General features: G+C 57.6%; 27 protein-coding genes and 1 tRNA gene. 18 read left to right on the forward strand and 10 right to left on the reverse strand.

Annotated elements, in window-relative coordinates:
• The first annotated feature begins 43 nt into the window (after window positions 1-43).
• The 7 genes from AABO57_02620 to AABO57_02650 all read left to right on the forward strand — a co-directional run bounded on the left by AABO57_02620 (window position 44) and on the right by AABO57_02650 (window position 5,202).
• Window positions 44-1,720, forward strand: coding sequence for a Ppx/GppA phosphatase family protein (locus AABO57_02620; GenBank protein ID MEK6284613.1), 1,677 nt, complete (start codon window positions 44-46; stop codon window positions 1,718-1,720).
• Between the two features lie 319 nt (window positions 1,721-2,039).
• Window positions 2,040-2,309, forward strand: coding sequence for an HU family DNA-binding protein (locus tag AABO57_02625; GenBank protein ID MEK6284614.1), 270 nt, complete (start codon window positions 2,040-2,042; stop codon window positions 2,307-2,309).
• A 41-nt stretch (window positions 2,310-2,350) separates the two neighbouring features.
• Window positions 2,351-2,791, forward strand: a complete 441-nt coding sequence (locus AABO57_02630) for a MerR family transcriptional regulator (GenBank protein MEK6284615.1) — start codon at window positions 2,351-2,353, stop codon at window positions 2,789-2,791.
• A 29-nt stretch (window positions 2,792-2,820) separates the two neighbouring features.
• Window positions 2,821-2,894: transfer RNA gene (locus AABO57_02635), tRNA-Pro, on the forward strand.
• 137 nt (window positions 2,895-3,031) lie between these two features.
• Entirely contained in the window at window positions 3,032-3,796 is a 765-nt protein-coding gene (surE, locus tag AABO57_02640; protein MEK6284616.1) for a 5'/3'-nucleotidase SurE, read from the forward strand.
• On the forward strand, window positions 3,793-4,467 hold the full coding sequence (locus AABO57_02645) for a protein-L-isoaspartate(D-aspartate) O-methyltransferase (GenBank protein ID MEK6284617.1): 675 nt from the start codon (window positions 3,793-3,795) through the stop codon (window positions 4,465-4,467). Before surE ends, AABO57_02645 begins: the two co-directional genes overlap by 4 nt.
• Before the next feature lie 54 nt (window positions 4,468-4,521).
• Window positions 4,522-5,202: a DedA family protein gene (locus AABO57_02650; GenBank protein MEK6284618.1), complete on the forward strand. Its 681-nt coding sequence runs from the start codon at window positions 4,522-4,524 to the stop codon at window positions 5,200-5,202.
• Between the two features lie 18 nt (window positions 5,203-5,220).
• Here AABO57_02650 and truA read toward each other — a convergent pair whose 3' ends face one another.
• Entirely contained in the window at window positions 5,221-6,024 is an 804-nt protein-coding gene (gene truA, locus AABO57_02655) for a tRNA pseudouridine(38-40) synthase TruA (GenBank protein ID MEK6284619.1), read from the reverse strand.
• 203 nt (window positions 6,025-6,227) lie between these two features.
• Between truA and AABO57_02660 the strand changes: the two genes are divergently transcribed.
• The 7 genes from AABO57_02660 to AABO57_02690 all read left to right on the forward strand — a co-directional run bounded on the left by AABO57_02660 (window position 6,228) and on the right by AABO57_02690 (window position 11,345).
• A complete protein-coding gene (locus AABO57_02660; protein MEK6284620.1) occupies window positions 6,228-6,740 on the forward strand; it encodes an Lrp/AsnC family transcriptional regulator in 513 nt (170 codons plus the stop codon).
• A gap of 35 nt (window positions 6,741-6,775) precedes the next feature.
• Window positions 6,776-8,011 carry a PLP-dependent aminotransferase family protein gene (locus tag AABO57_02665; GenBank protein ID MEK6284621.1) on the forward strand — a complete coding sequence of 412 codons (1,236 nt, stop codon included), beginning with the start codon at window positions 6,776-6,778 and terminating at the stop codon, window positions 8,009-8,011.
• Window positions 8,008-8,925, forward strand: a complete 918-nt coding sequence (locus tag AABO57_02670) for a PhzF family phenazine biosynthesis protein (GenBank protein ID MEK6284622.1) — start codon at window positions 8,008-8,010, stop codon at window positions 8,923-8,925. The genes AABO57_02665 and AABO57_02670 overlap by 4 nt, the downstream gene beginning before the upstream one ends.
• A gap of 32 nt (window positions 8,926-8,957) precedes the next feature.
• Entirely contained in the window at window positions 8,958-9,839 is an 882-nt protein-coding gene (gene pdxS, locus AABO57_02675) for a pyridoxal 5'-phosphate synthase lyase subunit PdxS (GenBank protein MEK6284623.1), read from the forward strand.
• Window positions 9,833-10,306, forward strand: coding sequence for a GNAT family N-acetyltransferase (locus tag AABO57_02680; protein ID MEK6284624.1), 474 nt, complete (start codon window positions 9,833-9,835; stop codon window positions 10,304-10,306). Before pdxS ends, AABO57_02680 begins: the two co-directional genes overlap by 7 nt.
• Entirely contained in the window at window positions 10,299-10,910 is a 612-nt protein-coding gene (gene pdxT, locus AABO57_02685) for a pyridoxal 5'-phosphate synthase glutaminase subunit PdxT (protein ID MEK6284625.1), read from the forward strand. The genes AABO57_02680 and pdxT overlap by 8 nt, the downstream gene beginning before the upstream one ends.
• A gap of 81 nt (window positions 10,911-10,991) precedes the next feature.
• A complete protein-coding gene (locus tag AABO57_02690) occupies window positions 10,992-11,345 on the forward strand; it encodes a cupin domain-containing protein (protein ID MEK6284626.1) in 354 nt (117 codons plus the stop codon).
• Between the two features lie 150 nt (window positions 11,346-11,495).
• Here the strand turns inward: AABO57_02690 and AABO57_02695 are convergent, their stop codons facing one another.
• The 9 genes from AABO57_02695 to AABO57_02735 all read right to left on the reverse strand — a co-directional run bounded on the left by AABO57_02695 (window position 11,496) and on the right by AABO57_02735 (window position 19,692).
• Window positions 11,496-13,082: a transglycosylase SLT domain-containing protein gene (locus tag AABO57_02695; GenBank protein MEK6284627.1), complete on the reverse strand. Its 1,587-nt coding sequence runs from the start codon at window positions 13,080-13,082 to the stop codon at window positions 11,496-11,498.
• Between the two features lie 243 nt (window positions 13,083-13,325).
• Window positions 13,326-15,692 (reverse strand): endopeptidase La, encoded by a 2,367-nt coding sequence (gene lon / locus AABO57_02700; GenBank protein ID MEK6284628.1) that lies wholly within the window; start codon window positions 15,690-15,692, stop codon window positions 13,326-13,328.
• Window positions 15,693-15,719: 27 nt separating this feature from the next.
• On the reverse strand, window positions 15,720-16,019 hold the full coding sequence (locus AABO57_02705; protein MEK6284629.1) for a DUF433 domain-containing protein: 300 nt from the start codon (window positions 16,017-16,019) through the stop codon (window positions 15,720-15,722).
• A gap of 219 nt (window positions 16,020-16,238) precedes the next feature.
• The gene (locus tag AABO57_02710) at window positions 16,239-16,475 is read right to left on the reverse strand and encodes a hypothetical protein (protein MEK6284630.1); all 237 of its coding nucleotides are present in this window, start codon (window positions 16,473-16,475) and stop codon (window positions 16,239-16,241) included.
• Window positions 16,472-16,918: a putative toxin-antitoxin system toxin component, PIN family gene (locus AABO57_02715; protein ID MEK6284631.1), complete on the reverse strand. Its 447-nt coding sequence runs from the start codon at window positions 16,916-16,918 to the stop codon at window positions 16,472-16,474. The genes AABO57_02710 and AABO57_02715 overlap by 4 nt, the downstream gene beginning before the upstream one ends.
• Window positions 16,919-16,988: 70 nt before the next feature.
• Window positions 16,989-17,174, reverse strand: coding sequence for a HEPN domain-containing protein (locus AABO57_02720; GenBank protein ID MEK6284632.1), 186 nt, complete (start codon window positions 17,172-17,174; stop codon window positions 16,989-16,991).
• On the reverse strand, window positions 17,158-17,490 hold the full coding sequence (locus tag AABO57_02725; protein MEK6284633.1) for a nucleotidyltransferase domain-containing protein: 333 nt from the start codon (window positions 17,488-17,490) through the stop codon (window positions 17,158-17,160). The genes AABO57_02720 and AABO57_02725 overlap by 17 nt, the downstream gene beginning before the upstream one ends.
• Before the next feature lie 616 nt (window positions 17,491-18,106).
• Window positions 18,107-18,571 carry a transcriptional regulator NrdR gene (gene nrdR, locus AABO57_02730; protein ID MEK6284634.1) on the reverse strand — a complete coding sequence of 155 codons (465 nt, stop codon included), beginning with the start codon at window positions 18,569-18,571 and terminating at the stop codon, window positions 18,107-18,109.
• A 26-nt stretch (window positions 18,572-18,597) separates the two neighbouring features.
• Window positions 18,598-19,692, reverse strand: coding sequence for a lysylphosphatidylglycerol synthase transmembrane domain-containing protein (locus AABO57_02735; GenBank protein MEK6284635.1), 1,095 nt, complete (start codon window positions 19,690-19,692; stop codon window positions 18,598-18,600).
• 273 nt (window positions 19,693-19,965) lie between these two features.
• On the opposite strand from AABO57_02735, the gene AABO57_02740 reads away from it, so the two are divergent.
• From AABO57_02740 to AABO57_02755, 4 genes are all read left to right on the forward strand, one after another.
• Entirely contained in the window at window positions 19,966-20,553 is a 588-nt protein-coding gene (locus AABO57_02740) for a sigma-70 family RNA polymerase sigma factor (protein ID MEK6284636.1), read from the forward strand.
• Window positions 20,554-20,711: 158 nt separating this feature from the next.
• Window positions 20,712-21,560, forward strand: coding sequence for a zf-HC2 domain-containing protein (locus tag AABO57_02745; protein ID MEK6284637.1), 849 nt, complete (start codon window positions 20,712-20,714; stop codon window positions 21,558-21,560).
• Window positions 21,561-21,782: 222 nt separating this feature from the next.
• Window positions 21,783-22,385 carry a hypothetical protein gene (locus AABO57_02750; protein ID MEK6284638.1) on the forward strand — a complete coding sequence of 201 codons (603 nt, stop codon included), beginning with the start codon at window positions 21,783-21,785 and terminating at the stop codon, window positions 22,383-22,385.
• Window positions 22,386-22,507: 122 nt separating this feature from the next.
• Window positions 22,508-24,124, forward strand: coding sequence for a DUF4097 family beta strand repeat-containing protein (locus AABO57_02755; GenBank protein ID MEK6284639.1), 1,617 nt, complete (start codon window positions 22,508-22,510; stop codon window positions 24,122-24,124).
• Window positions 24,125-24,160: the final 36 nt, after the last annotated feature.

The raw sequence follows: 24,160 nt of genomic DNA on the forward strand, positions 1-24,160 counted from the left end.
ATTAGAAACGGGAAGCAATAGAGACCGAGGACCAACGCCGCTTATGAAACTTGCAGCCATAGATATCGGATCAAACTCGATCCACCTCGTAATCGTTCGAGCCGTGCAAGGCCAGCATCCTGAAATCATCGACCGCGAGAAGGAAATGGTCCGGCTGGGCGCCGGCACACTGCGCGAGCATCGCCTTTCAAAAGAAACCATCGAGCGAGCTATAACCACACTCGGGCGATTCAAGAAGATGGCTGAGCACAATGGCGCTGATCCGATCATCACAACCGCCACCTCCGCAGTTCGCGAATCCCGTAACTCCGCCAAGTTCATTGACCGGGTTCGGAAGGAAGTCGGTCTGGACGTTCAAGTGCTGCCGGGTGTCGAAGAAGCGCGGTTGATAGCGATGGCTGTCTCTGAAGTCACTGACTTCAACAACCGGCGGGCTCTGATAATCGACATAGGCGGCGGCTCGACCGAGTTCATCATAACCGGCGGCGGCGAGCCCGAGTTGTTGTTGTCGCTGCGCATCGGCGCGGTACGGCTCGCCGAAAAATTCATCAACACCGATCCGATCTCGACCGAACAACGCAACCGCTTGATCGCAAACATCAGAGCTGACTTCACCCGAGCGGCCTGGCAGATCAAGGGGGTTGGTTATGATTTCGTCATCGGTTCATCCGGCACGGTGCTCAACATGGCAAGCGCGCTGGTGCAGGGCGATGAACCCTACGGAAGTGACAGCGTGCCCGAATATGAATCCTTCAACAAGACCGTCACGTTGCATCAAATCGAATGGTTGAATCGCAAGTTGGCGCGTATGACTCTTCGAGAGCGGCGTCGCGTTCCGGGAATTGAGAAGGGGCGCGCCGATATCATTGTCGCGGGCGGACTGCTGCTGCAGTACATACTTTCCGATCTGGGCGCGACCGAGATAACCAGTTGCGACTGGTCGCTTAGAGAGGGAGTAATACTCAACTACTTGCGGCGCAGGCGCGAAATACATGCGGTTCCGCAGATTCAAGTACCGGCGCTCGCACCCTCGGGCCGCCAAGATGCGCTGTTGTATCCGGTGACTGATGATTCGACTCTTGATGTGCGCGGCCGGTCGGTGTTGTCTGTGGCAAGACGTTACGACTACGATGTGACTCATTCGCATCACGTCGCGCGGCTGGCGACGCAGATATTCGATGATACGGCAGAGGTGCACCAGCTAAGCGAACAGGATCGCAAGCTGCTGCAATACGCGGCGATTCTTCACGATATCGGATTTCACATCGCACACAACAATCACCACCGTCATGGTTTGTATCTCATAAAGAACTCGGAGATGCCCGGCTTCAGCGGGGATGAGATCGCCGTGATGGCCACGATGGTGCGGTATCATCGCGGCTCGCTTCCCAGGAAATCAAACGACGCGCGTTCGCGCCGCGAGCACGAAGACTATTACGGGCTCGACCGCGGCAAGCGAGCGACGATGCTTCGCCTGGCTTCGATACTCCAGATAGCCGACGGGCTCGACCGCTCACATCGACAGTTGATAAGCGATGTGCGCTGCATGGTGGCCGACGGTAACGTGACGTTCATCGGTTCAAGCGCAGGTGAGTGCGAGTTGGAGATGTGGTCGGCAGAGCGCAAGTCCACATGGTTCAGCGAGATTTTCAAAGTCGGGGTGCGATTCGACCGCCGGCCCGCGCTTTCAGCGCAAACAGAATCCGCAGCCGCGATGTAGCACGGGCCTCACGGGGTAGCGCAGGCTTTAGCCTGTTTGATGTCCTTCGGGAGGCTTAGGCTGAAGCCCGCGCTATCTTTTGCCTGGGTGATGTTCTTCAGGAGACCACAAGCTGAAGCCCACGCTGCCCCTTGAGCGTTGCCTTCACATTGCCCAGCTAAACCGCTGTCAAAGCTAAGGGTTTCCAAGCTACAGCAGTCATTGACACCGTTCGCTTGTTTGCTTAACATAGGGCTGCGCGGATTCTGCGGCCATAATCCGCGCTCTCAGTCTGGTGGACGCCGGCCTCGGGACTGTACTTCGAGCAAGGGGCAGGGCAATGACCAAGGCCGACATCGCACGGGTTGTTCACCTACATCACGGCGGCCTGACAAATCGCGAAGCGCTACGTCTGGTCGATTTGCTGTTTGATATCGTCAAGCGCCAGCTCCGGACAGGCGAGAGGATTCACATAATCGGTTTTGGCACCCTCGAAGTCGTGAATCGCAAACCAAGGAGCCGGCGAAACCCCATCACCGGTGAGCCGATTGAACTTGGCGGTCATCGGGCTCTGGTCTTCAGACCGTCGCGGTCGATGCGCTCGGTTTGAGAGCTCGAGCAAGCTCAGCCCTTTAAGGCGCGGATAAAATCATGGAATCCGCATCAATAATTCCCGAAAAGTTGTTCTTCAGGATCGGAGAAGTGTGCGATCTGATAAAGGTCCAGCCGCACGTGCTTCGGTACTGGGAGACTGAGTTCCCGATGCTCGCGCCTCAAAAGAACCGAGCCGGTCAGCGAGTCTATCGCCGCAAAGACGTAGAGATGGTTCTTCGAATCCGTGATTTGCTCTACGAAGAAAAATTCACCATCGCCGGAGCGAAAAAAAGACTTCTTGACGAGATCCGAGGAGGCTCGGCACGGGTGAGGCTTCCCGAGGAGCACGCACCGGAAACCGTTGAGCGTGGCGCCGCAACTTCATCAACAGCACATCAATCAACCTCACCGCAAACCCGCCGTGTGCTGCGAATGATCAAGAGCGATCTTGAGGATTTATTGACACGTCTAAACACGGATGCTAGCATCAAACGTTGAACGTGACGATGCATGAGCATCTATGTGGACGGGACGTGGCGCAGCCTGGTAGCGCGCTTCCTTGGGGTGGAAGAGGTCGCTGGTTCGAATCCAGTCGTCCCGATTAGAATCCCGACCCAGCACGGAAGACCTGAGACAGAGACCCTCCAAAGTGTAATCCCGCCAAAACGGCGTCAAAGCCCGGGTCCGAGTCTGCAAGCTTTCGTCCTGGGCCTTCTCGTTTTTGCGCGCACCTAACGTATGCCCAAGATACTGGTAACCAACGACGATGGAATACACTCGGCGGGAATAATCGCACTGGCCGAGGCGCTCGGGGCACTCGGCGAAGTGCTGGTCGTCGCGCCCGCTCACGAAATGAGCGCGGCTTCGCATTCACTCACGTTGACGCGCCCGCTTCGAATCGAAAAGATCGATGACCATCACTTCTCGGTGGACGGCACGCCGACCGATTGCGTCACGCTTGCGATGAACCATCTGCTGAAAGGTGATCTCCCCTCGCTCGTCGTTTCCGGCATCAACAAAGGCGGCAACCTGGGTGAGGACGTTACCTATTCGGGCACGGTTGCCGGCGCGTTAGAGGCTTCGATATACGGCCTTCCCGGTATCGCTGTGAGCCTGGTTCAGAGGACAAATTTCGATTTCGCTGCAGCCGCGGAATTCGCGACCGAGATTGCGAGGCGGGTGCTCGGCGACGGCTTACCGCAAGGAACCTTGCTCAACGTCAACATCCCACCCGGCCCGATTCGCGGCGCTCGGATCACCCGGCAAGGAACGAAAAACATCAGACCCAACATAATCGAAGGGACCGATCCCCGGCAGCGAAAATATTACTGGATTGGAGAAGAATCGCTGGCCTGGAATGAAGAAGCCGGGACCGACTACGAAGCGCTGGGGCGCGGGTTGGTATCGATCACTCCGTTGCGTACCGACATGACCGACTACCGCATGCTCGAAGAGTTCAAACTGCGAGACTGGAACATGGTTTTGGACGAACAATCGAAATGACAAACCACACGGTAGAACAAGCTTCCAGTGCCGACCTATACCAGTCTCATCGCGCTCGGATGATCGATCTGCTGCGGACCCGCGGTATCCGCGACGAACGCGTGCTCAAGTCAATGGGCGAGATTCCGCGTCACCTGTTTGTGCCCGAAGCGCTGGAGGCAAAAGCTTATGGGGATCACGCGCTGCCGATCGGTGAGATGCAGACAATCTCTCAGCCTTACATGGTGGCTCGGATGACCGAGCTTGCGGAGGTGGACAAAGATTCAACGGTTCTCGAGATCGGAGCGGGCTCGGGCTATCAGACTGCGGTGCTCTCGGCGGTTGCCGGGCGCGTGTTCGCGATTGAGCGGATCAGCGAGCTCGCCCGGTCGGCTCAAAGGAACATCCGGCAATTGGGCTGCTACAACGCGACGGTGAAATGGTTCGACGGCACGATCGGTTGGAGCGATCACGCTCCCTATAACGCGATCGTCGTCGCAGCCGGCAGCCCCGATGTGCCCGAACCGCTTGTCGCGCAGCTAGCAGTCGGCGGGCGGCTGGTGATTCCCATAGGCGACGCCGAGCATCAGACGCTCGTTCGCGTGATAAAGACCGAAAGCGGCATTGTTCAGGAGAACCACGATGCCTGCGTCTTTGTTAAGCTTATCGGGCGGCACGGCTGGCCGAACTAATTTCCCGCGGAGGAGTCGATCGAAGTGCGTCGTTAGTCCGGCGCTCGGAATCATATGGAATTGATCAGCAAGCTGATAGACCTTTTTCTTCACCTCGACAAACATCTCAACGACATAATCGGCCAGTATGGGACCTGGACCTATCTGATCCTGTTCCTCATTGTCTTCTGCGAGACCGGGCTGGTCGTTACGCCTTTCCTGCCGGGCGACTCTCTGCTATTCGCCGCGGGAGCCTTTGCCGCTTTGGGATCGTTGAACGTATTCTGGCTGTTCGTGCTTCTGTCGATTGCGGCCATCGTAGGCGACACGGTCAATTACTGGTTGGGTCACTGGGTGGGCCCGAAGGTGTTTCATCGCGAGAACGTCCGGCTGTTGAATAAGAAGCATCTGGACCGGACGCATGCGTTCTACGAACGGTACGGCGGCAAGACGATAATTATCGCGCGGTTCATACCCATCGTCAGGACCTTTGCGCCTTTTGTTGCGGGCCTCGGAAGAATGAACTACTGGCGGTTCATAGCCTATAACGTGATCGGCGGAGTGGCGTGGGTCGCGATATGCGTCTTCGCGGGTTACTACTTCGGCAATCTCGAGATCGTCAAGAATAACTTCTCGCTCGTTGTCATAGCGATTGTGCTCATCTCGGTGCTGCCGATGCTGGTGGAGTACATCCGTCATCGTGCCCGCCGGACTACCTCGGCCACGACGCCGGCAAAGTTTCCCTTAGACTCGTAGCAAGCCTGGCGATAGTCGTCACTCTCTTCGCGCCGGAAACGCCGGTGAAAGTGGCCCCGGTTTTTCATTCTTCTCGTACACGACGCGTTCAAGAAACAGCCCCGAAGGCGGCGCCGTGTGCGAGGCAACGTCGAACCGACCGGCGTCGCCAGCAGCAGGCCGCGAGTCAATGAGGCTGGCGAATTCGGCGGCGCCGATCGATCCGCGGCCAACCTCTACCAGCGCTCCGACGACCCGTCGCACCATTTTCCAGAGAAAGTGCGACGCGCCAACTCGGAAGAGAAGCAGATCTCCGTCAGTCCCAAACTGCACATCGTTGACAACCACGATCGTTGAGCCTTCGCCGGCCCTCTTATCACAAAAGCGCGCGAAGTCGTGGCGTCCCAGGAGCGACTGCGCCGCCTCGCGCATCGCCGCCTGGTCCAGCTTGTCTTTCACCCACCACACGAACCGCTTGGCGAACGCGGTGCGTCTGGTCGAGATCTGATAAAGGTAGTAGCGCGCAAACGCTGCCCTTCGCGGATCGAACCCCCCTCGCGCTTCCTCGACTCTTAGAACATTGATGTCCGGAGGCAGTCTGTCATTCAGTGCGGTAAGCAGATCGACACGCTTTTGTCGCCAATCGGTTCGCAAGCGGGCGACTTGTCCGAGCGCATGCACTCCAGCATCGGTGCGCCCCGCTCCGGCGATCTCTACGGGCTTTGCAAAGAATTCTTCAGCCGCAATGCGAATCTCCCCCGCAACGGTGCGTGCGTTTCTTTGCTCCTGCCAACCGTGGTAACGCGTGCCGTCGTATTCAAGCGTGAGGTTCCATGCCGCCACCCAGGCCTCCTGATCGATTGATGAGTTTTATCTGAGATTGCGGGCCGCCAGCCGTTATGTCAACCGCCAGTTGCTATGATTCAAACCTCGAGGTTCATAGCGAAGATTCATACCGAGTCCAATGCGTAACTTTTTTGTTGACCTCAGCCATTGGCGGGGATATTATAAGCGCACTCGACATTTACTTGGATTATCTTACTGAAATGAACTTAGACACGATAGATTATAAGCTTCTCGATTTGCTTCAGCTGAGCGCCAGGGCGACACAGATGGAAATGGCGGCCGCCGTCGGTCTTTCACAGCCGGCAGTGGCCGAGCGAATGCGAAAGCTCGAACAGGAAGGCATCATCACCGGCTACACGGCGCGAGTCGATGGGCGGAAGCTGGGCAAGGACATCACAGCATTTATTGGGGTTCGCATCGAGCACCCGAAGTACAATGAGGGCTTTGCAAAGAGGATTCTCGCCCTGCCGGACGTTCTCGAATGCCATCGCATCACCGGCCCTGATTCTTACCTGCTCAAGGTCGTTACCGAAGACACGAATAGTCTCGACCGCCTGATATCGGATCTACTGCGCCACATCCCCGGGGTGACCAGGACACTCACCACGGTGGTCACGTCCTCAATCAAGGAAGGCTCGCACATCACGCCCGCGTCACCGGACGCTGCTCCAAAACAGCGCCGCCGAAGCGCTGCAAAACGGACTCGAAGATGAGCTGTGATGCTGCAAAAAGAAAACGGAGGAGATGAATGGCTACTCAACGCAGATCAATCGAAGTGATGCCCCCGGCAGTTCTCGACGGGAATAGTCATCGCTTTGCGAGCCGAATGTCGCGGATGCATGTATCGGCGATTCGCGAGTTGCTCAAGGTCACCGAGCAGCCGGAGATCATCTCCTTCGCCGGAGGCCTCCCCGCACCGGAGATGTTCCCGGTGGCCGCAATCGCTCAGGCATATGCCGATGTGTTCGCCGCCGACGGGCCGGCCGCGTTGCAATACAGCACCACAGAAGGTTGGCGTCCGCTGCGGGAATGGATCGCGCGTCGAATGGAGAAGGGCGGCATCGCCACAACTGCCGATCGAGTGTTAATCACCACCGGCTCACAACAGGGCATCGACATCGTTGGAAAAATCTTTCTCGAACCCGGCGATGCGGTTGTTGTCGAGAACCCAAGCTATCTCGCTGCACTCCAGGCCTTCTGCGGACACGAAGCGACTTTTATTCCGATTGAAAGCGACGACGAAGGCATGCGCGTCGACCAAATCGAAAGCGCCCTCGAGCGTTCCAAGCCGAACCTGATCTACATCGTGTCCGAGTTCTCCAACCCGAAGGGCACCACGCTTTCATATCAACGAAGGTTGAAGTTGCTCGAGCTGTGCGCGCGCTCCCGGGTTCCGATTCTCGAAGACAATCCCTACGGCGAGCTTCGATACACGGGCGAGCCGACGCCGTCGCTGGCCGCCTTGGACCGCGAGGGGCTGGTCATCCACATCAGCACCTTCTCTAAGACTCTCAGCCCGGGAATGAGGCTTGGGTGGCTAACAGCCTCGGAGGAGATCTTTCAAACCGTCGTGATAGCCAAGCAGGCGGCCGATCTTCATACCAGCACGATCGAACAGCGGGCAGCCGCGCGGTTGCTCGAGACCTTTGATTACGACCAGCACGTCGCATCTCTATGCAGGGTCTACGGAGAACGGTGTGAAATGATGCTATCGGCCATAGCGCGATACTTCCCGTCCGAAACCAGGTGGACCAGGCCAGAGGGCGGCCTCTTTTTGTGGCTCGAATTGCCTGAACGCGTCAGCGCGGAGGAGCTTTTTAAAGAAGCGGTAGCCGAACGGGTCGCGTTTGTTCCCGGCACTTCGTTCTTCGCCTGCGAACCGAAGCTCAACTTCATGAGGCTCAACTTCTCAAATCAGAAACCAGAGATGATCGAGGAGGGTATCAAGCGCATCGCACGTGTTCTCAAACGGAGACTCACATGAACAGCAAACAATTCGTGATCGCCGATGTGTTTACCGACGAGCGATTCGGCGGCAACCAGTTGGCAGTGTTTACAGACGGCTCGGGGCTCGAGCCGGCGATGATGCAAAACATCGCGCGTGAAATGAATTATTCAGAGACGACGTTTTTGTTTCCGCCCGAGCGCGGCGGCGATTATCGCGTGAGGATTTTCACACCGGCGCGCGAGCTTCCATTCGCCGGACATCCGCTGGTCGGCTCGGCTTATGTGATAGTCGCCGAGCGAATGAAACCGTGGAGCGAACCGCTGACTTCAGTCACCCTGGAAGCGGGCGTCGGCCCAATCCACGTTGAGGTTAGAACCGACAGTGGTCAGCCCGGTCGCACGACGATGACCCAGCCGTTGCCGATTGTTCGCGGCGCTTATTCCGATGTGGCTCGATTGGCAAAGGCACTCTCGCTTGACGCGTCACGGATCGGACAAACAGGACTGCCGGTCGAAACGATTTTCAACGGCATCGCAGTTATGATCGTGCCGGTCGCAAACCGCGCCGCCATCGGAGACATCAGAGTGGACACCGGCGAACTCGAACGCATCAGCAACGACGTCGGCGCCTCGACGGTTTTGGTCTTCACGCATGAGACGGTGCTCCCGACAAGCACAGTCCATTGCCGTGTGTTTGCGCCCGCCGCGGGTGTGAGCGAAGACGCAGCTACAGGATCAGCAAATGGACCGCTTGGTTTCTACCTTGTGCGTCACAGGCTCGTCAAAGCCGAAGCGACTACGAAGATCGTGAGCGAACAAGGCTTTGAGATGAAACGGCCCAGCTTGTTGTACATCGACGTCGATGTCGATCCGGCGACCAGCGACGTCACGGCAGTTCGCGTAGGCGGTGGAGTCGTAATCGCCGGACGCGGCGAGATCTTTGTTGGCTAACACTATTCTTGGAGCTTCCGGGAGGGACAGCAATGAACGACAACTTGATTCGCTTAAAGACCGGGCTCGCCGAGATGCTCAAAGGCGGAGTGATAATGGATGTCACCAACGCCGAGCAAGCGCGAATCGCGCAAGACGCGGGCGCCGTGGCAGTGATGGCGCTTGAGCGCGTGCCCTCCGACATACGCGCCGAAGGCGGGGTGGCTCGCATGGCTTCGCCCAAGAAGATTCGCAAGATAATGGCTGAGGTCAACATTCCCGTTATGGCCAAGGTGCGCATTGGCCACTTTGCTGAGGCGCAGGTATTGGAGGCGCTCGGCGTCGACTTCGTCGATGAGAGCGAGGTGTTGACGCCAGCCGACGAAGAGCATCACATCGACAAGCAGCAATTCAAAGTCCCGTTCGTGTGCGGGGCGCGCGATCTCGGTGAAGCGCTCCGCCGCATCGGCGAAGGCGCGGCTCTGATTCGCACCAAGGGCGAGGCGGGCTCCGGCAACATCGTCGAGGCCGTGCGTCATCTTCGACGCATTGCGCATGACATCAAGCGGCTGACGATCTTGGGACAAGAGGAATTGATGGCCGAAGCGAAACGGCTCGGCGCTCCCTACGAGCTGGTTCGCCTCGTTGCACGCGAAGGCCGGCTGCCGGTTCCAAACTTCGCCGCGGGCGGAATAGCGACGCCCACGGACGCCGCGCTGTGCATGCAATTGGGCGCGGAGTCGGTATTTGTCGGCTCGGGCATTTTCAAATCGTCCGATCCGGCGACTCGCGCACGAGCCATCGTCAAAGCGACGACGCACTTCGGCGACCCAAAGACCGTGCTCGAAGCAAGCGAAGAACTGGGCGAGGCGATGCGAGGACTCGACGTATCGAAGATGGCAGAAGGCGACTTACTCCAGACTCGAGGATGGTAACGAGAGTGATCTTGCCGGGCATCATCATCCGCCTTGCGACCGAGGGCGACCTTCAGGCCGTGTTCGGGTTGATGAGCGCGCTAGGCTATCCCGGTCTGTCGCTCGCGCGGTTCGTGGAGGTCTACCACGCCGCAATGGAAGACCCTTCGATTTTCATAGTTCTCGCGGAAGCTGACGGTGCGGTGATCGGCCTGGCGACGTTATCGAGACGGCCTCAGCTTCGTCTGACGGCGAACCTGGTGACCATCGACGAGTTGGTCGTCGCACCCGAATGGCGCGGCCGGGACATTGGTAGAGCCTTAATCGAACAGGCCAAAGGAATCGCCAGGCACTCCGGCTGCGGGCGGCTCGAACTCCTAACCAATCGCGCCAGGGAGAGTTACCGCCGAGGGTTTTACATCAAGAACGGTTTTACCGAAGCCGACTCAGCCGTGATGCGAATCGACTATGACTTCGACGATGACTAGCAGCGTGGTTGGCGTGCTGGCAATTCAAGGTGATTTCGACGCGCACGCCCGGGCGCTTCGACGCATCGGCTTGGATGCGATCGAAGTCCGGCGCGCCGACGAGCTCAATGCAATAGACGGCCTGATAGTGCCAGGCGGCGAGAGCACGACGATGCTCAAGTTCATCGAGGAAGAGAATCTCGGCCAACCCATCGCCCGCTTTGTTCGCGCAGGCAGGCCGATCTTCGGAACGTGCGCAGGAGCTATTCTGCTCGCGCGGGAGGTGTATAATCCGGCTCAGGCTTCGCTAGGGTTGATTGACATAAGAATCGAGCGCAACGCATACGGACGTCAAATTGACAGCTTTATCGCCGAAGTCGAAACAACGATCGAAGGCGGACCAATTGAAGCAGTGTTCATACGCGCGCCGCGGATCACGAGCGCCGGTCCGAATGTCGAGGTCCTTGCTCGTTTAGGTTGCGAACCCGTTCTAGTTCGAGAGGGCGGCATACTCGCCGCCACGTTTCATCCCGAGCTTACTGAAGACGCGCGCGCGCATCGCTTATTTGTCGAGATGGTGCGCGCGTCCAAAGAATCACAGGTGACGACCGCCACTCTAGCGTAAGAATGACCGAGGACCGACGACGGAGGACCGACGACCGCAGTGATTCTTTCTCCTCGAAAACAATCCAAACGGAGGATCACAATGAAGCTATACAACTGGAACGAGATGCCCGAAGAGCAAGTACACGAACTGTTCAGCCGGCGCTTCATCTCCGGCGAGCAGATGACGATGGCGAGGATATTTCTAAAGAAGGGCTGCCTTGTTCCAACGCACAATCACGAAAGCGAGCAGTTGACGACAGTGTTCACAGGCGCGCTGAAGTTCTTAATCGACGGGCGCGAGATCGTCGTTCGAGGCGGTGAGACACTGCTGATTCCTGCGTTTGTGCACCACAGCGCCGAAGCCATTGAAGACACCGACGAAATGGATGTGTTCTCGCCGATTCGGGTCGACTGGATCGAAGGCACGGATGATTATTTGCGTAGCAAGGCGTAGTTGAGAGACCCGTAAGGGCATCTCGGGCGCTTCTCCCTGCCCCAGTGATGCACTAAGCGAAGACGGAGCCCTGGGAGCGCAGGCATCCCTGCCTGCTTGGCGTTGCGCAAGAAAGAGGCAGGCAAGGATGCCTGCGCTCCCAGGGTGGCTCTAGCGCCGGTGGCGGCGCGAAGAGGTGTGGCGGGCCGAGTGGGTTCGCACTGAGCCGCGGTGGCGCCCACGCACGGCGGGCAATGTTCGATAGCGACCAACACGCCCGTGGCGGCCTCGCGATGCGCGCACTGCCTTGGGGATCTTGACCGTTTGGCCCTTGCGCAACTCGCCGCGCGACGATATGCGATTCAGCCTGGCAAGCTCCTTCACTGAGACACCCGATCGGCGCGCGACCGAAGCGAGCGTGTCACCCCTTCTCACCTGATAAGAGGCGACTTGAACCCGGTACGCGCTGCGGTATCGTTCGGCGATCTCCTCGCTGGGAACGGCGATCTTGCGCACACGCTGCGTCTCGGGCAAATCGGCGTACGCAATCTCGAACTGCTTCTTCATTCCCTTCGGGAGCTTAATTGTGTAGCGCTGACCTGCCGGAGAGGTGCCCCGCCGCAGCTCGGCGTTCAAGTCCTGAATTGTTTCGTAGGGCACGCCGATTAGATCGGCGGCCACCTTTAGATCGGTCTGCGCAGGAACCTCAAAGGTGTCGTAGTTGAGCGGGGTATCCGGTTTTACATCAAAACCGTAACGCTTCTGGTTCTTGCTGACAATGATGATCGAAAGAATCGCCGGCACGTAGTTGCGAGTCTCTTGCGGCAGCAGTCCTCGCTTGTACAGTTCCCAGAAATCAGCGTAACCACATCTGGCGATCGCACCATCTACTCGATTCTCGCCCGAGTTGTAAGCCGCCATCGCAAGCAGCCAATCCCCTGCGAAATGGTCGTGCAGCCAGCGCAGATACCTCGCCGCGGCGCGAGTCGATTTCTCGGGTTGAGACCGCTCATCGATCCACGTCGTCTGCGCCAATCCATAACGCGTGCCGGTCGAAGGTATGAACTGCCAGATGCCCTTCGCCGCGGCGCGTGATAGCGCGTTAGGCTTCCAGACCGACTCCGCCTGGGCAAGCCATATCAGATCGGTCGGAACACGCTCTTCCTTGAAGACCTTCTCGACCATCTGGCGATAGCGACCCGAACGTTGGAGCCCGGCTTCCATCGTAGAACGGCCGCGACCGGCAACGAAGAAGTTGATGAACTGAAACACCGGCGGCGCAACCGCGAAGTCGAAATCGTAACGGCCGAAGATCTTCACTCCATCCGGAGTGACCATCGCGAGTTCGGCTTCTTTGATCTCAGAAACTTCGTCGAGCACCGAAGGCTCAGCTACCTCGGGCCGATCAGCCGCGTCGTGAACGTCTCCGGGCTGAGCTTCGTGCTTGTGTATTCGATCTAGAAGAGTGCGGTAGTAAGCTGCCAGCTTGGTATCGGTCTTCAGGTCTATCCCTGATTGCAAAACGGTGTCGAGCGCGTGATCGAACATCTTGCGAGCGATGTCGGGCAAGCCCTTCGCGAACGCTTCTTCGCCGCGCAGACACGCTTCCTCCGCGCGGTCAATGACAGATCGAGTGCTTGTGGGTAAGGCCGGTTGCTGTGACCCGCCGAGGGCTTGCACTGGTCCGGCGGTTCCGATGAGCAATAACGAAAGAAGTAGCACAACTGGAACACGACTCGCCGCTGTTGCTAGCCTCATCTATGGGTTTTACCTTCCTGTTCTCAAAATGTCAGGATGAAGTCGCGACTCACGTGACTGATTCAATTGCTCGGTCACCGAGGGGCAGAGTCGCAGTCTCAACCGTTTGGCGTTTGCACACCTGCCTAATGCGGCTTTTATATCACGCTAAATTCCAGGCCGTCAATGAAATAGCGGCTCGCAACAGAATTGAAACAATTGGGGCTCGGCCCCTGTGGCTGGTCGATGTCCTGAACCTCGGGGCTACAGAAGCGCGGTCCTCAACGCCTGTTGCACCGAATCGACAAACACGAAGGTGATTTCCTTCTGCAACTCTTTAGGGACCTCTTCGAGGTCGCGGCGGTTTTGTTGAGGCAACACGATCGTGTTCACGCGAGCGCGGCGCGCGGCCAGGACCTTTTCCTTCACGCCTCCAACAGGCAGCACATTTCCGCGCAGGGTGATCTCGCCGGTCATCGCCACTGAGCGCTTCACCGCTTTGCCCGATAGCGCCGAAACCATGGCTGCGGCGAGTGTTACTCCCGCGGAGGGTCCGTCTTTCGGGATCGCGCCTTCGGGAACGTGCACGTGGATGTCGAACTTACCGAACTTCTCGGGATCGATGTTCAGCTCTTCGGCGTGCGCCTTTGCCCACGACAGGGCGGCTTGTGCCGATTCTTTCATCACGTCACCCAGTTGACCAGTGAGCACCAGCAATCCCTTGCCGGCCGTAAGGAGCGCTTCGATAAACAGCACGTCGCCGCCGGCCGGAGTCCAGGCGAGCCCGGTCGCTACACCGATTTGATCCTTCTTGAGCACTTCGTCCGGATAAACGTGAGGAATGCCGAGGAACTCGTGAAGATTCTTTACGGTCACGCGAACGAGCGCGTCGCTTCCTTCGGCGACTCGGCGCGCAACTTTGCGGCTGATGCCGGCGATCTCGCGTTCGAACTGCCGCAAGCCGGCTTCGTGCGTGTACTGGAGAATGATTCCCTTCAGCGCCGAGCGGCTGATGGCCATATGTCGAAGCGTGATGCCGTGCGCTTCCATCTGCTTGGGTATGATGTGGCGGCGAGCGATCTCGACTTTTTCCTCTTCGGTGTACCCCGCCAGGCGGATGACCTCCATCCTGTCTCTCAGCGCGGGGTGCACGGTGTCCAGCATGTTTGCGGTCGTCATGAACATAACGTTCGAGAGATCGAACGGCACGCCTAGATAATTGTCGCGGAAAGAAAAATTCTGTTCGGGGTCGAGCACTTCGAGGAGCGCCGACGATGGATCGCCTCTGAAGTCGGCGCCAACTTTGTCGATCTCGTCGAGCATTATCAGTGGATTGTTTGTTCCCGCCTGCTGAATGGATTGAACGATGCGGCCGGGCATCGCTCCAATGTAAGTCCGCCGATGGCCGCGAATCTCAGCCTCGTCGTGCAAGCCGCCCAGGCTCAGCCGCTGAAACTTGCGGTTGAGAGCGCGCGCGATCGAGCGGCCCAGGCTGGTCTTCCCGACGCCCGGCGGTCCGACCAGACAGAGTATCTGGCCTTTCAGTTTCTCTTTCAGCTTCCGTACGGCGAGCGTTTCAATGATTCGCTCTTTGACCTTATCGAGCCCGTAGTGGTCTTCGTCGAGAATCGTCTGAGCTCGTTTGAGGTCCAGGTTTTCTTCGGAAGCCTTGGACCAGGGCAGCGCAACCATCACGTCGAGGTAGTTGCGAAGAGTCGCCGCTTCGGCGGCGTCGGGATGCATGCGCTCGAGCTTCTTGATCTGCCGGTCGACTTCTTCCTCGACGGCTTCGGGCAGCTTGGCCTGAAGCATCTTCTCGCGATACTGAGTTATCTCTTCGCCCAGTTCGTTGCCTTCACCCAACTCGGTCTGAATCGCCTTGAGTTGCTGCCGCAGATAGAACTCACGCTGGCTGCGATCGATCTCGCCCTTAGCTTGAGTGTTGATCTCCTGCTGAACCATGAGCACGTTGATCTCTCTGGCAAGCAGCTCGTTGACGCGGTGAAGGCGCTCGGAAGGATTGAGCTTCTCCAGCACGCTTTGAGCGTCGACGACTTTGAGCTCGAGGTTTGAAGCGGCGACGTCGGCGAGACGGCCGGGGTCTTCGAGATTGGCGACGATGGCCATGACCTCGCCGGAAATGTTTTTGCCAAGAGTGATCGCGCGCTCGAGCGAGGCTCGCACGTTGCGTATGAGGGCCTCCAGCTCGAGCTCATCGGCGTCGGGCTCGGTGTCGGCGAGCGGCAGGATATGAGCGAGCAGGTGAGGAAGGTTCTCGTCGATGCGCGTGACGCTGGCGCGCGCGAGCCCCTGGACAAGGATCCGTATGCGGCCATCGGGCATCTTGAGCATCCGCATGATCGACGCGGCAGTCCCATAATTGTAGAGATCGGGACCCGAAGGTTCCTCTTTCTCGAGGTCGCGCTGGGCCACGAGCATGATCATTCGATTCTCGGCCAGCGCTTGCTCGACAGCTCGAATCGAACGTTCGCGCTGCACGAACAGGGGAACGATCATGTAAGGAAAGATGACGATGTCGCGAAGCGGCAAGACGGGAAGCGAATCCGGCAGCTTTAACTGCTCATCGCTTCGCTCGATTTGAATCTCTTCTGGTTCGATTAGTGATGACATAAGTTGAGGGACAATTCTCTTCCTTTTCTATGAATAGCTCTCTTCATAATCGTAGAGTGACGCAAGCTTAACTGCTTCATGCACGGCCGCGACGGGAATGCGATAGTTGCGTGCGATCTGCTTCGGACTGTCTCCGCGTTCCAGGAAGCCGATGATGTGCAGGGCATCGAGCCGGTGATACTTGATCGTCGGCCGCCCGCCGCAAACGCCAGGGGCGGCTACGATGTACTTGCCGAGAGGATAATACTCGTACGGCTCGCCGCCACGAATCTCACACACTAGCTTCAGCTTAGTTCCTTTTGGTTCTTTGGGAACTCTCGCAGCCATGGTCTTCATCACCTCGACGCGAATTCTAGCACAGGCCGGCCCCATCAAATTCCAAGCTTCTCACGGGCTTTGTCAAAGCTGATGGTCATACTCACGCGTTGGGTTCTGCGGCCGGCACTCCCTTCAACGTTTCGATGAGTCTCCTCTGCTGCGGGCTTTGCGCGGATTGCGATGTAGCTCTTACATGAGCTGACGAGATCGTTTGGCATACGCCTTTGTTTAGAGCCTGTCGTGTTCAGCAGGTTCGACATCGGGGACTTGAGCCAACACTTTTAGAGCCTCATCCCAACTGCCGCGACGGGCGCGTTCCGCTATGTAGTCTTTCGTGAGCCAAGCGGATACTTGTGCCGCTAACGCGATTGCCACGAGATGGTCAACGGTTATGCTTTCACGTTCGGCGAGCGACTTGACCTGGTTGTAGAGCGACTCGGGGATCTGTGTTTCTATGGTTGTCATGCAAGTTCTCCCATCCGTTGCAAAAACTCTTTCGGCGTAACTAACGCGATGCCAAACTGCGTCGCCGGTAGCAAATCGCTCGTGTTGTATGTAACGATGAAATCTGCTTGGGCTCGAACTGCAAGCTCTAACAAGAAATCATCATCAGGGTCCCGTGCCAACGGACGCCACAGATAGAAAATATCATGTTGATTGGAAATAGCACAGAGACCGTCTAGAAACACATCTATGGTCTCATTGCTGAATCCGGTAACGAGGCCGGGGCGTTTCAGCACCTCTTCATACTCCAGGACAAGCGGTGTGGAAAGATTAACTTGCCAGCGTGTGTCTTTGAGCAAAGTGACGAGCTTGTGAGACGCGCCGCGCCGCGAGCGGAATGCGGTAACCAGCACGTTTGTATCCAAGACGATTTGATAGGGTCTAACAGATTGATCGTTTGACATAGCAGGAAGTCAATGTCCGCGATAAGACTCCTAATACCAGTTCCTTGTCATACATAGAGTACGTCCCTGTCTATCCCCGCGGACATTCAATGCTTCGCGACGCAAGCAAGGCCTTAAGCAGCTTCTCAGCGGTCTGTTGGACGTGAAAGGCGACGGCGTCCAAAGGCCCGTCATGCTCGATGCCGATCTCAGCCATACGCCGATCGCTTTCGGCCTTGCTCATCAGAGCCCGCGCCAGGTCAAGCTCGTTTTTCATAGAGCACTCTTCCTTCGCGCAAGGCACGTGTAGCGATGTAGTTTTGGACGCCCGCCCAGTCTCTAATCTCGCTAGGAGTTCGCCAGAGAATGTCTTTGGGAACACCGATTCCGGTTAGTGCGCGGTAGGCGGGAATCAGCCGTCGGTGTGGGGGATCATCGGAGTCCTTAACAACCAGCAGATCGATGTCACTATCGCCTCGCTCGCCGCCCCGCGCTCGACTGCCGAAGAGAACTATTCGGTCCGGGTCGATCGCCTTGACCAGCCGGTCGACGATCTCGCGAAGCAAGTTCTCGTCTACAATGACTTGTTTCACAATTCGATCTGCCTTATCAGTTGACGCTGCTCTTCAAGCGATAACCTCTTTAGTCGGCCCACCGCATAGCTCACCGATGACGGCCCCGTCCCAAGCCTCGCGAATTGCCCAGCAGAGTCGCGCGGTCGTCATTGCGTGCAGTCCCTGGTTCGAGGTTGCCTGCTCTGCGCCGACCTGCGCGCGCGCGCTCGCGGGAGCAGAACGCCTTGGCTGCAAGTCGGCCCAAGACCGTCTCGCTTTCAATCTGTGTTCTAAGCCAGACACCTAGCTTCAGAATCCACTGAAGCTCTTCTGGGCCGTAAAACCAGCGATAGTTGTTGCAGATTGGATGAGCAGGGAGGTAGTTGTCCGCTGCATGCTGGCCACCGAGCGAATGTGAAAAGACATGATCAGCCTCCCATGCCCCCTCGATGAGGCCCCCGCAGATATGGCACCGACCTGCAGTCTTCCCGAACACCTCATCTCGTTCGTTGCGAGAGAGGGGCTTCCTGATCACTTGGCAGCGAAGTTCCAGCTTTCGGTCGCGCCGCAGGCTTCTCAGTGAGCGCAATCGTGCAACGAAGTCTGCGGTGGATTCAAATATGTCTGACGCACTCATGCTGTTTTCACCGGGCCACTACTTGACCCGGCCGGTGCGCACCAGCGAGCGAAGCTCGCTCATGAATTCGGACACATCCTTAAAATCGAGATAGACCGATGCGAAGCGGACGTAAGCTACCTTGTCCAGCTCTTTGAGCCGCCGCATTATCAACTCGCCTATTCTTTCAGTCGAGCGCTCGCGTTCGCGTGACTCCTGGACGTACTTCTCGACTTGATTCACCAGGGCTTCGATCTTTGCGGTTGGAATCGGCCTTTTCTCACAAGCCTTCATGACTCCCGAGAGCACCTTCTCACGTGAGAACGGCGCGCGAGTGCCGTCCTTCTTCACGACCATGTACGGTATCTCGTCGATACGCTCGTAACTGGTAAAGCGGCGCTCACATTTCAAACACTCACGGCGCCGGCGTATCACGTCGCCTTCGCGGCTCTCGCGCGAATCGACTACCCTGTCCTCCACATGCAAACAAAACGGACACTTCATAGAAATCTCTCTTTATGCATGGATTATCATCCGCGTGCAGCCATCGCTCCTTCATTCTCCTGCGTGTGCGTGACTGCTGCGTCGGCCCTTTGTTCGCCATTCTTCTGTTCGCCGATGTGTCTCAACCGGTCAAGCGACAGACCTTCCTTCGCGAGATAGTACAAGCCGAATACCATCGCCGGAGCAAATATCACAACGTGCAGGACTATAGCTATCGAAGCCGCCTTGTTCGGTTGGACTCCGAGAAACGCAAGCGCCGCGGCGGTCGCCGTGTGAAATGGTCCAGTCGCGCCCCCAGGTGTCGGCACAACCGAGCCCAGCATCGAAAGACCCATCACAAACACCGCGCCGGTAAAAGGAACCTCGGCGTACGAAATCCCAAAGGCCCGCACGACTAACAAGTGCGCAAGCGCTACCATCAGCCAGAGCAAAACCGTGTATGACACAGTGACCGTCAGCCCGCGCGCATCGTGGAGCACCGCAAGCCCCTCCGAGATATGTCTCAGCAGGCTCATGGCGGCCGCGTGCGCGCTTTGCGGCAGCCAGCCAAGCTTCCTTTCAAGATACGTGAGCGCGCCGTTGCGTCCTCGTCTGAAAGCAGACAGACCGTATATGCCGGCTGCGGCGATGAGCAGCAACAGCACGCCGGTTAGCTTGATCCAGCCGAACATCCGCATTGCATCAGCATCTCGCGCGATATACTCGAAGAAGACCAGATTCACCGCGAAGAAAACAACGACCATCACCATGTCGAACACGCGCTCGATCATTACTGTGGCGTAACTGGCCGAAGGATGCACGGGCTCTTTAACTGAAAGCGCCGCCGGTCTGACTATCATCTCGGCGGCGCGGCCTACAAGAAAGAGAGCGGTGAAGCCGATCATCGTGGCCTGAAACAAGGCACGGAGGGAAGGACGGGCCATCGGCTCGAGCAGCGCACGCCACCTGAGCACTCGCACGAAGTAGGTACCAACGAGTAGCGCGAGGGCCAAGCCAAGCTGGCTCCAATTTGCCTCGCGCACCTCATTCCGGACTTCAAGCCAGTTGAGCTTGTGAACGAACCAATAGACGAACAGCGCGCCCACCAGTAAGCCTAAGATCGTTTTGACTCTTCCACTCAAAGCGCCGACGCTCCCCGTGTTATACTTTTCGCGAAATCAAGCTCGGATTTCTGACGCCCTCGACGTCTTTTATACTGAAGTGCAGCCGCTATGGACTGTGGCAAGCGGGGATTCTAGCACAAAATATGGAGGCTCCGCATGGCAATCGCGGTCCCAGGCGGAGCGGCTGCGGGCGGGCTTGAAACATTTTCCGTCACCGTCTCGTTTAGCGAGTTTGGAAGACTTCACCATAACATCGGGAAGCTAAACGAGTAGCTTGCGAGAAGGCGACAGGTGGGAGCACAACTCGCGTTGACATCGACCGATGCTGAATTGGTTCAGCGTTGTGTGGAAGGTGACCAGCAGGCGTGGTCTGAGATTGTGCGCCAATACTCGAGGCGCATATACAATCTCGCCTACCGGTTCACCTCCAGTCACAGCGCGGCGGAGGACCTGACGCAGGAGGTCTTCATCCGCGTATACCGCTCGTTGAAACAGTACGATCCGACGCTCGGGGATTTGTCGAACTGGCTGATGCGCCTGGCTCGGAATCTGGTCATCGACGACTATCGCAAACGGCAGCGAACGCCGACCGAATCGGGCGACGACCTGGCCAACCACGAGTATCATCTCCCTTCAGCCAGCGACAGCCCACAGCGAACGCTTGAACGCCAGGAGCGAAGACTGCAGGTGCTCGCGGCGATTAACAAGCTATCTCCTGACCTGCGAGAGTGCGTCATCCTTCGAGACATCGAGGAATTGACGTATCAGGATATTGTAGATCTTCTGAAGATACCCGAGGGCACGGTGAAGAGCCGCATCAACCGGGGCCGGATTGAATTGGCCAAGGTATTGCGCCGGATGAAAGTGAACCCTGACTAAGACGGCCAGCGATCAGTAGCCCGAAGTCAGAGGCCAAACGATCAGCGCTCAGTGGCTGTCGTACTGCGCGAGTAAGAAATACAACGCCCTGACTGGCTGAGTCACTCGGCCGGTGCGGGCCTGATTTTGGAGGGCGGAGTTTGCTCCGCTAGGAACAGATGGATTGCAACAGATTCGAGGAACGGCTGAGCGATTACTTTGACGGCTTGCTTTCGGCCGGGGACGTGAGCCTTTTTCGAGCGCACGCGCTTCAGTGCCGCGCGTGCCGGGCACTGATGGACGATGTGAAAGCGGTCATCTCCGTTTGCAGGCAGCACGACGAACTTGAAGCGCCCGCGAGGCTCGAGACAATGCTTGCCACGATTCCCGCCGAGCACGGGCCCCTGGGCTGCGGCGGATTTGAAGAATTGATTACGGAGTTCCTTGATGGCTTCGTGCCAGCCCAGACCTACCACTGTTTTGAAGACCATGCCGAGAAGTGTGACGAGTGTTCGACGCTGCTTACCGGTGTCGTGTATGCGGTAGCCGCTTGTCATTCAGTGCACACGTTCGAGGAAGTGGACGTTCCCGAGCCCTTGCTTGCCCGTCTGATTGCGATGATGCCTGAGCGGAGCCCGCGCCTCGGACGCCGCGTTGCCGATCGTTTAACCGCCTTTGCAGGACACCTCATCCCTCGAACAACCGAAAGCGCGCGGTGGACTTTTGCGACGGCGGCTTCGCTTGCGATGGCCACGTTCGGTCTTTTGTTGTTTGGATTCTCGGACGACGGGACGGTTGCCGGCATCTATCGCCAGGCTAACGTCAAGGTTTCCGAGCTGTATACGAAGGGCGCCGACGTCTACACCCAGACCGACGAAGTTGTCGCTCGCCTGGAACGCGTCGGGCTGGGGATTGGCGAGTTCTGGGATACGCTGGGCGGCGAGACCAAGCCCGACGGCAAAGACAGCCACGATCAAAACCCAGAACCGAATTCGAACCGGCCCGAACAGATGCGCGAGAGGAATTAGGCTGCGCGATCGCAGCGATTCCTTGAACCCTGGCTGGAAGCAAAGCGTTCTAGTCGGTGGAGCTAGCCGAAAAGGACTTCATTTTAGGCAGGACTGATTATGTATTGTTCGTACCACACCGGAAGCGTTGCTCGAGTCCAGTGCTCTAGTTGTGCGCGACCACTTTGTCGCGCTTGCGATCACCGAATAAAAGGTTACGCATATTGCCAGGACTGCATAGTGATGGGGGTCGAAGGCCTTTCACGAAACTACAGCAGCGACAGACCAAGAGGCAGGGCGCGTTTGGCGGCGTTGTTCGCTTTGCTCCCCGGCATGGGCGCCGTCTACAATCACCAGAACATAAAAGGCGTTGTCCACTTCGCGACCATAGTTGGACTCTTCCAACTCACCGCCATTCGAGTAGGCTCGGGGTTCTTTGCTCTCGCAGGACTCGCCTTCTACCTATACTCAATCGTCGACGCGTATCGCACTGCGAACTTGATCGCCTGCGGAGAAAGCGCCGCGGCCGATGAACAGCGGTTCAAGCGGTCTCTAATCAAACGCGCGCCGCTGATCGGAGTCGTGCTGATTACGGCCGGGCTGCTTCTGGTTGTTCAGATCCTTAGGCCTTTCGCGTTCATTACATTCGTGACATTCGTGCGGCTCTTTCCCATTGCTCTGATCATATTGGGCGGCTACCTGCTGACGCGATACTTCAAGCGGTCGCGCGACGAGAGTTACGATCAGCACCCTGCGCCGCCACCGTACTCTTTGGTGCCTGGAAGATTCAATGAGCGATCATCCGAACGCAGCGGACGGCTGTCTCGTCCGGCTGGTCGAAGGTAGAACGAAAGTTGTCTGCAGGACGCAAGAACAGAAGAGGAACTTTGCTGCTTGGGCTGTTGCTCCTGGCTGCGGGACTCGTTCTGGTGTTGGCTCCGGCGGGGTCAGGGGTTGCAGGATGGCTGATGCAGCTATGGCCCGTTTTTCTGATCTGCGCGGGAGTAGTTCGAGTGATGGGCTTTGCCGTCGAACGCAAGCCGCGCTCGCCGTTAGTCGGGATGCTTCTGATAGTTATCGGCGTTCTGTTTCTCGCTGCCCGCTTTCAACCGGGCCTCAACGCCTTGCAGGTATACGGTCGCTACTGGGTCCTTCTTTTGGTTGTCTTCGCCAGCGTAGAGCTGGTCCGATACTACTCACATCGTCACGCTGAGGGACCGCCTCCTCAAGTCTTTACTCCAATGCGAGTGCTGGTCGTCTTGTTGATTGTGGCCACCGGCGTACTTGCTAACCGCGCAGCCAATAACCCGTCGGTTCTTTCCGCGTTGCGGTTGCCGAGCTTCCTCAGCGGTTTGCGCGACTCGGTCGTGGGCGAGGCGTATGCGTTTACCGATCAGCCTGTTATCAGCAACGACATCAAGCCGGGGATGACGATCTTCATCAATAACAGCTACGGAAGCGTCAAGATCACCGGAGGGGGCACGGCGGTTAGAGCAACTCTGATAAAAGGCGTTCGCGGCTGGAGCCAGGATGACGCGCGCAAGATCGCCGATCGGATTCGCCTGATCATGAATCAAACGGCAGACGGCCTCTCCATAACGACGAACCGAGACCAGGTCGCCGATCAGTTCACGACGGACATTCAGATTGAGGTGCCTTCATATACTAGTATTTCGATAACCGACAGCTACGGAGCGGTCACCGCTAACGGTATTCACGGCAGCCTGACCGCAAGAGCGAGCTATGGCCAGGCAGACCTAACTGGAATCAAAGGCGACGTGAATCTCGCCCTTAGCTACTGCGACGTTACCGCTGCGAATATCGAGGGCAATTTGACGGTTACCGGCGCCAAACGCGCGCGCATATCCAATGTGGTCGGCAGCGTAGACATAGCCGCAAGCACCGGAAGCAACGGTGCGGTTGATCTCCGGGACATCTCCGGGCCGGTGCGCGTGAACGCGCCGTTTTGCCGAATAGTCGCGCAGGGATTGGAAGAGACCGCGGAACTCAAGACCGAGCACGCCAGCGTTGATGTAACACGGACCGCGGATATCGTCATAGATGCCGCTCATTCCGACGTTCGCGCGAAGAACATCAGCGGCGACTTGCGAGTGTTGTCGTCCAACAGCAACCTTCAGATCTCTTCAATAGCCGGGGACTTGGAAGTGCAAGCGGAGCAGAGCTCGGTTAACGTCGAAGACGTAAAGGGCAGCGTTGCAATCGAGACAACCCACGGCGACGTAGTGGTGAAGAATTTCTATGAGGGCGTACACGTGGAAACGAGCTATCGCGATGTAACTCTAATGTCCGCGGTCGAACCGTCCGGCGATATCGACGTCCAGAACAACCACGGCCAGATCAAGATCGTTATCCCACAGTCGAGCCGCTTCCACCTCGACGCTGAAAGCGCGAACGGCCAGATTCAGCCGATTGGCTTCAGCCAGCTTGAACAGAAAGTGCGGAACAGCCTTGTGACAGCGCTCGGACTGGATGGCCCGACGATCAAGTTGAGGACTTCTTACAAGAACATCATCATTCAGGCGAGCGCAGCTCGCCCGACACAGGCAAAGGCTCTCGTCAACTGACGGCGACATCAGCGGCAACGGAGCTCTAGATGTTCC

The sequence above is a fragment of the Acidobacteriota bacterium genome (genome assembly GCA_038040445.1).
In the GTDB taxonomy this organism is placed as follows: Bacteria; Acidobacteriota; Blastocatellia; order UBA7656; family UBA7656; genus Onstottus_A; species Onstottus_A frigus.

Bases quoted from the DNA above. Each gene is read 5' to 3' on its own strand.
- AABO57_02720 (MEK6284632.1), bottom strand. From the start codon at position 17,174: ATGAAAAACGAGCTTGACCTGGCGCGGGCTCTGATGAGCAAGGCCGAA.
- AABO57_02755 (MEK6284639.1), top strand. From the start codon at position 22,508: ATGCAGCTATGGCCCGTTTTTCTGATCTGCGCGGGAGTAGTTCGAGTG.
- AABO57_02690 (MEK6284626.1), top strand. From the start codon at position 10,992: ATGAAGCTATACAACTGGAACGAGATGCCCGAAGAGCAAGTACACGAA.
- AABO57_02650 (MEK6284618.1), top strand. From the start codon at position 4,522: ATGGAATTGATCAGCAAGCTGATAGACCTTTTTCTTCACCTCGACAAA.
- AABO57_02660 (MEK6284620.1), top strand. From the start codon at position 6,228: ATGAACTTAGACACGATAGATTATAAGCTTCTCGATTTGCTTCAGCTG.
- AABO57_02710 (MEK6284630.1), bottom strand. From the start codon at position 16,475: ATGACAACCATAGAAACACAGATCCCCGAGTCGCTCTACAACCAGGTC.
- lon (MEK6284628.1), bottom strand. From the start codon at position 15,692: ATGTCATCACTAATCGAACCAGAAGAGATTCAAATCGAGCGAAGCGAT.
- AABO57_02630 (MEK6284615.1), top strand. From the start codon at position 2,351: ATGGAATCCGCATCAATAATTCCCGAAAAGTTGTTCTTCAGGATCGGA.
- AABO57_02665 (MEK6284621.1), top strand. From the start codon at position 6,776: ATGGCTACTCAACGCAGATCAATCGAAGTGATGCCCCCGGCAGTTCTC.
- nrdR (MEK6284634.1), bottom strand. From the start codon at position 18,571: ATGAAGTGTCCGTTTTGTTTGCATGTGGAGGACAGGGTAGTCGATTCG.
- pdxS (MEK6284623.1), top strand. From the start codon at position 8,958: ATGAACGACAACTTGATTCGCTTAAAGACCGGGCTCGCCGAGATGCTC.
- AABO57_02695 (MEK6284627.1), bottom strand. From the start codon at position 13,082: ATGAGGCTAGCAACAGCGGCGAGTCGTGTTCCAGTTGTGCTACTTCTT.
- surE (MEK6284616.1), top strand. From the start codon at position 3,032: ATGCCCAAGATACTGGTAACCAACGACGATGGAATACACTCGGCGGGA.
- AABO57_02645 (MEK6284617.1), top strand. From the start codon at position 3,793: ATGACAAACCACACGGTAGAACAAGCTTCCAGTGCCGACCTATACCAG.
- AABO57_02745 (MEK6284637.1), top strand. From the start codon at position 20,712: ATGGATTGCAACAGATTCGAGGAACGGCTGAGCGATTACTTTGACGGC.
- AABO57_02680 (MEK6284624.1), top strand. From the start codon at position 9,833: ATGGTAACGAGAGTGATCTTGCCGGGCATCATCATCCGCCTTGCGACC.
- pdxT (MEK6284625.1), top strand. From the start codon at position 10,299: ATGACTAGCAGCGTGGTTGGCGTGCTGGCAATTCAAGGTGATTTCGAC.
- AABO57_02625 (MEK6284614.1), top strand. From the start codon at position 2,040: ATGACCAAGGCCGACATCGCACGGGTTGTTCACCTACATCACGGCGGC.
- AABO57_02715 (MEK6284631.1), bottom strand. From the start codon at position 16,918: ATGTCAAACGATCAATCTGTTAGACCCTATCAAATCGTCTTGGATACA.
- AABO57_02750 (MEK6284638.1), top strand. From the start codon at position 21,783: ATGGGGGTCGAAGGCCTTTCACGAAACTACAGCAGCGACAGACCAAGA.
- AABO57_02705 (MEK6284629.1), bottom strand. From the start codon at position 16,019: ATGGCTGCGAGAGTTCCCAAAGAACCAAAAGGAACTAAGCTGAAGCTA.
- AABO57_02670 (MEK6284622.1), top strand. From the start codon at position 8,008: ATGAACAGCAAACAATTCGTGATCGCCGATGTGTTTACCGACGAGCGA.
- AABO57_02620 (MEK6284613.1), top strand. From the start codon at position 44: ATGAAACTTGCAGCCATAGATATCGGATCAAACTCGATCCACCTCGTA.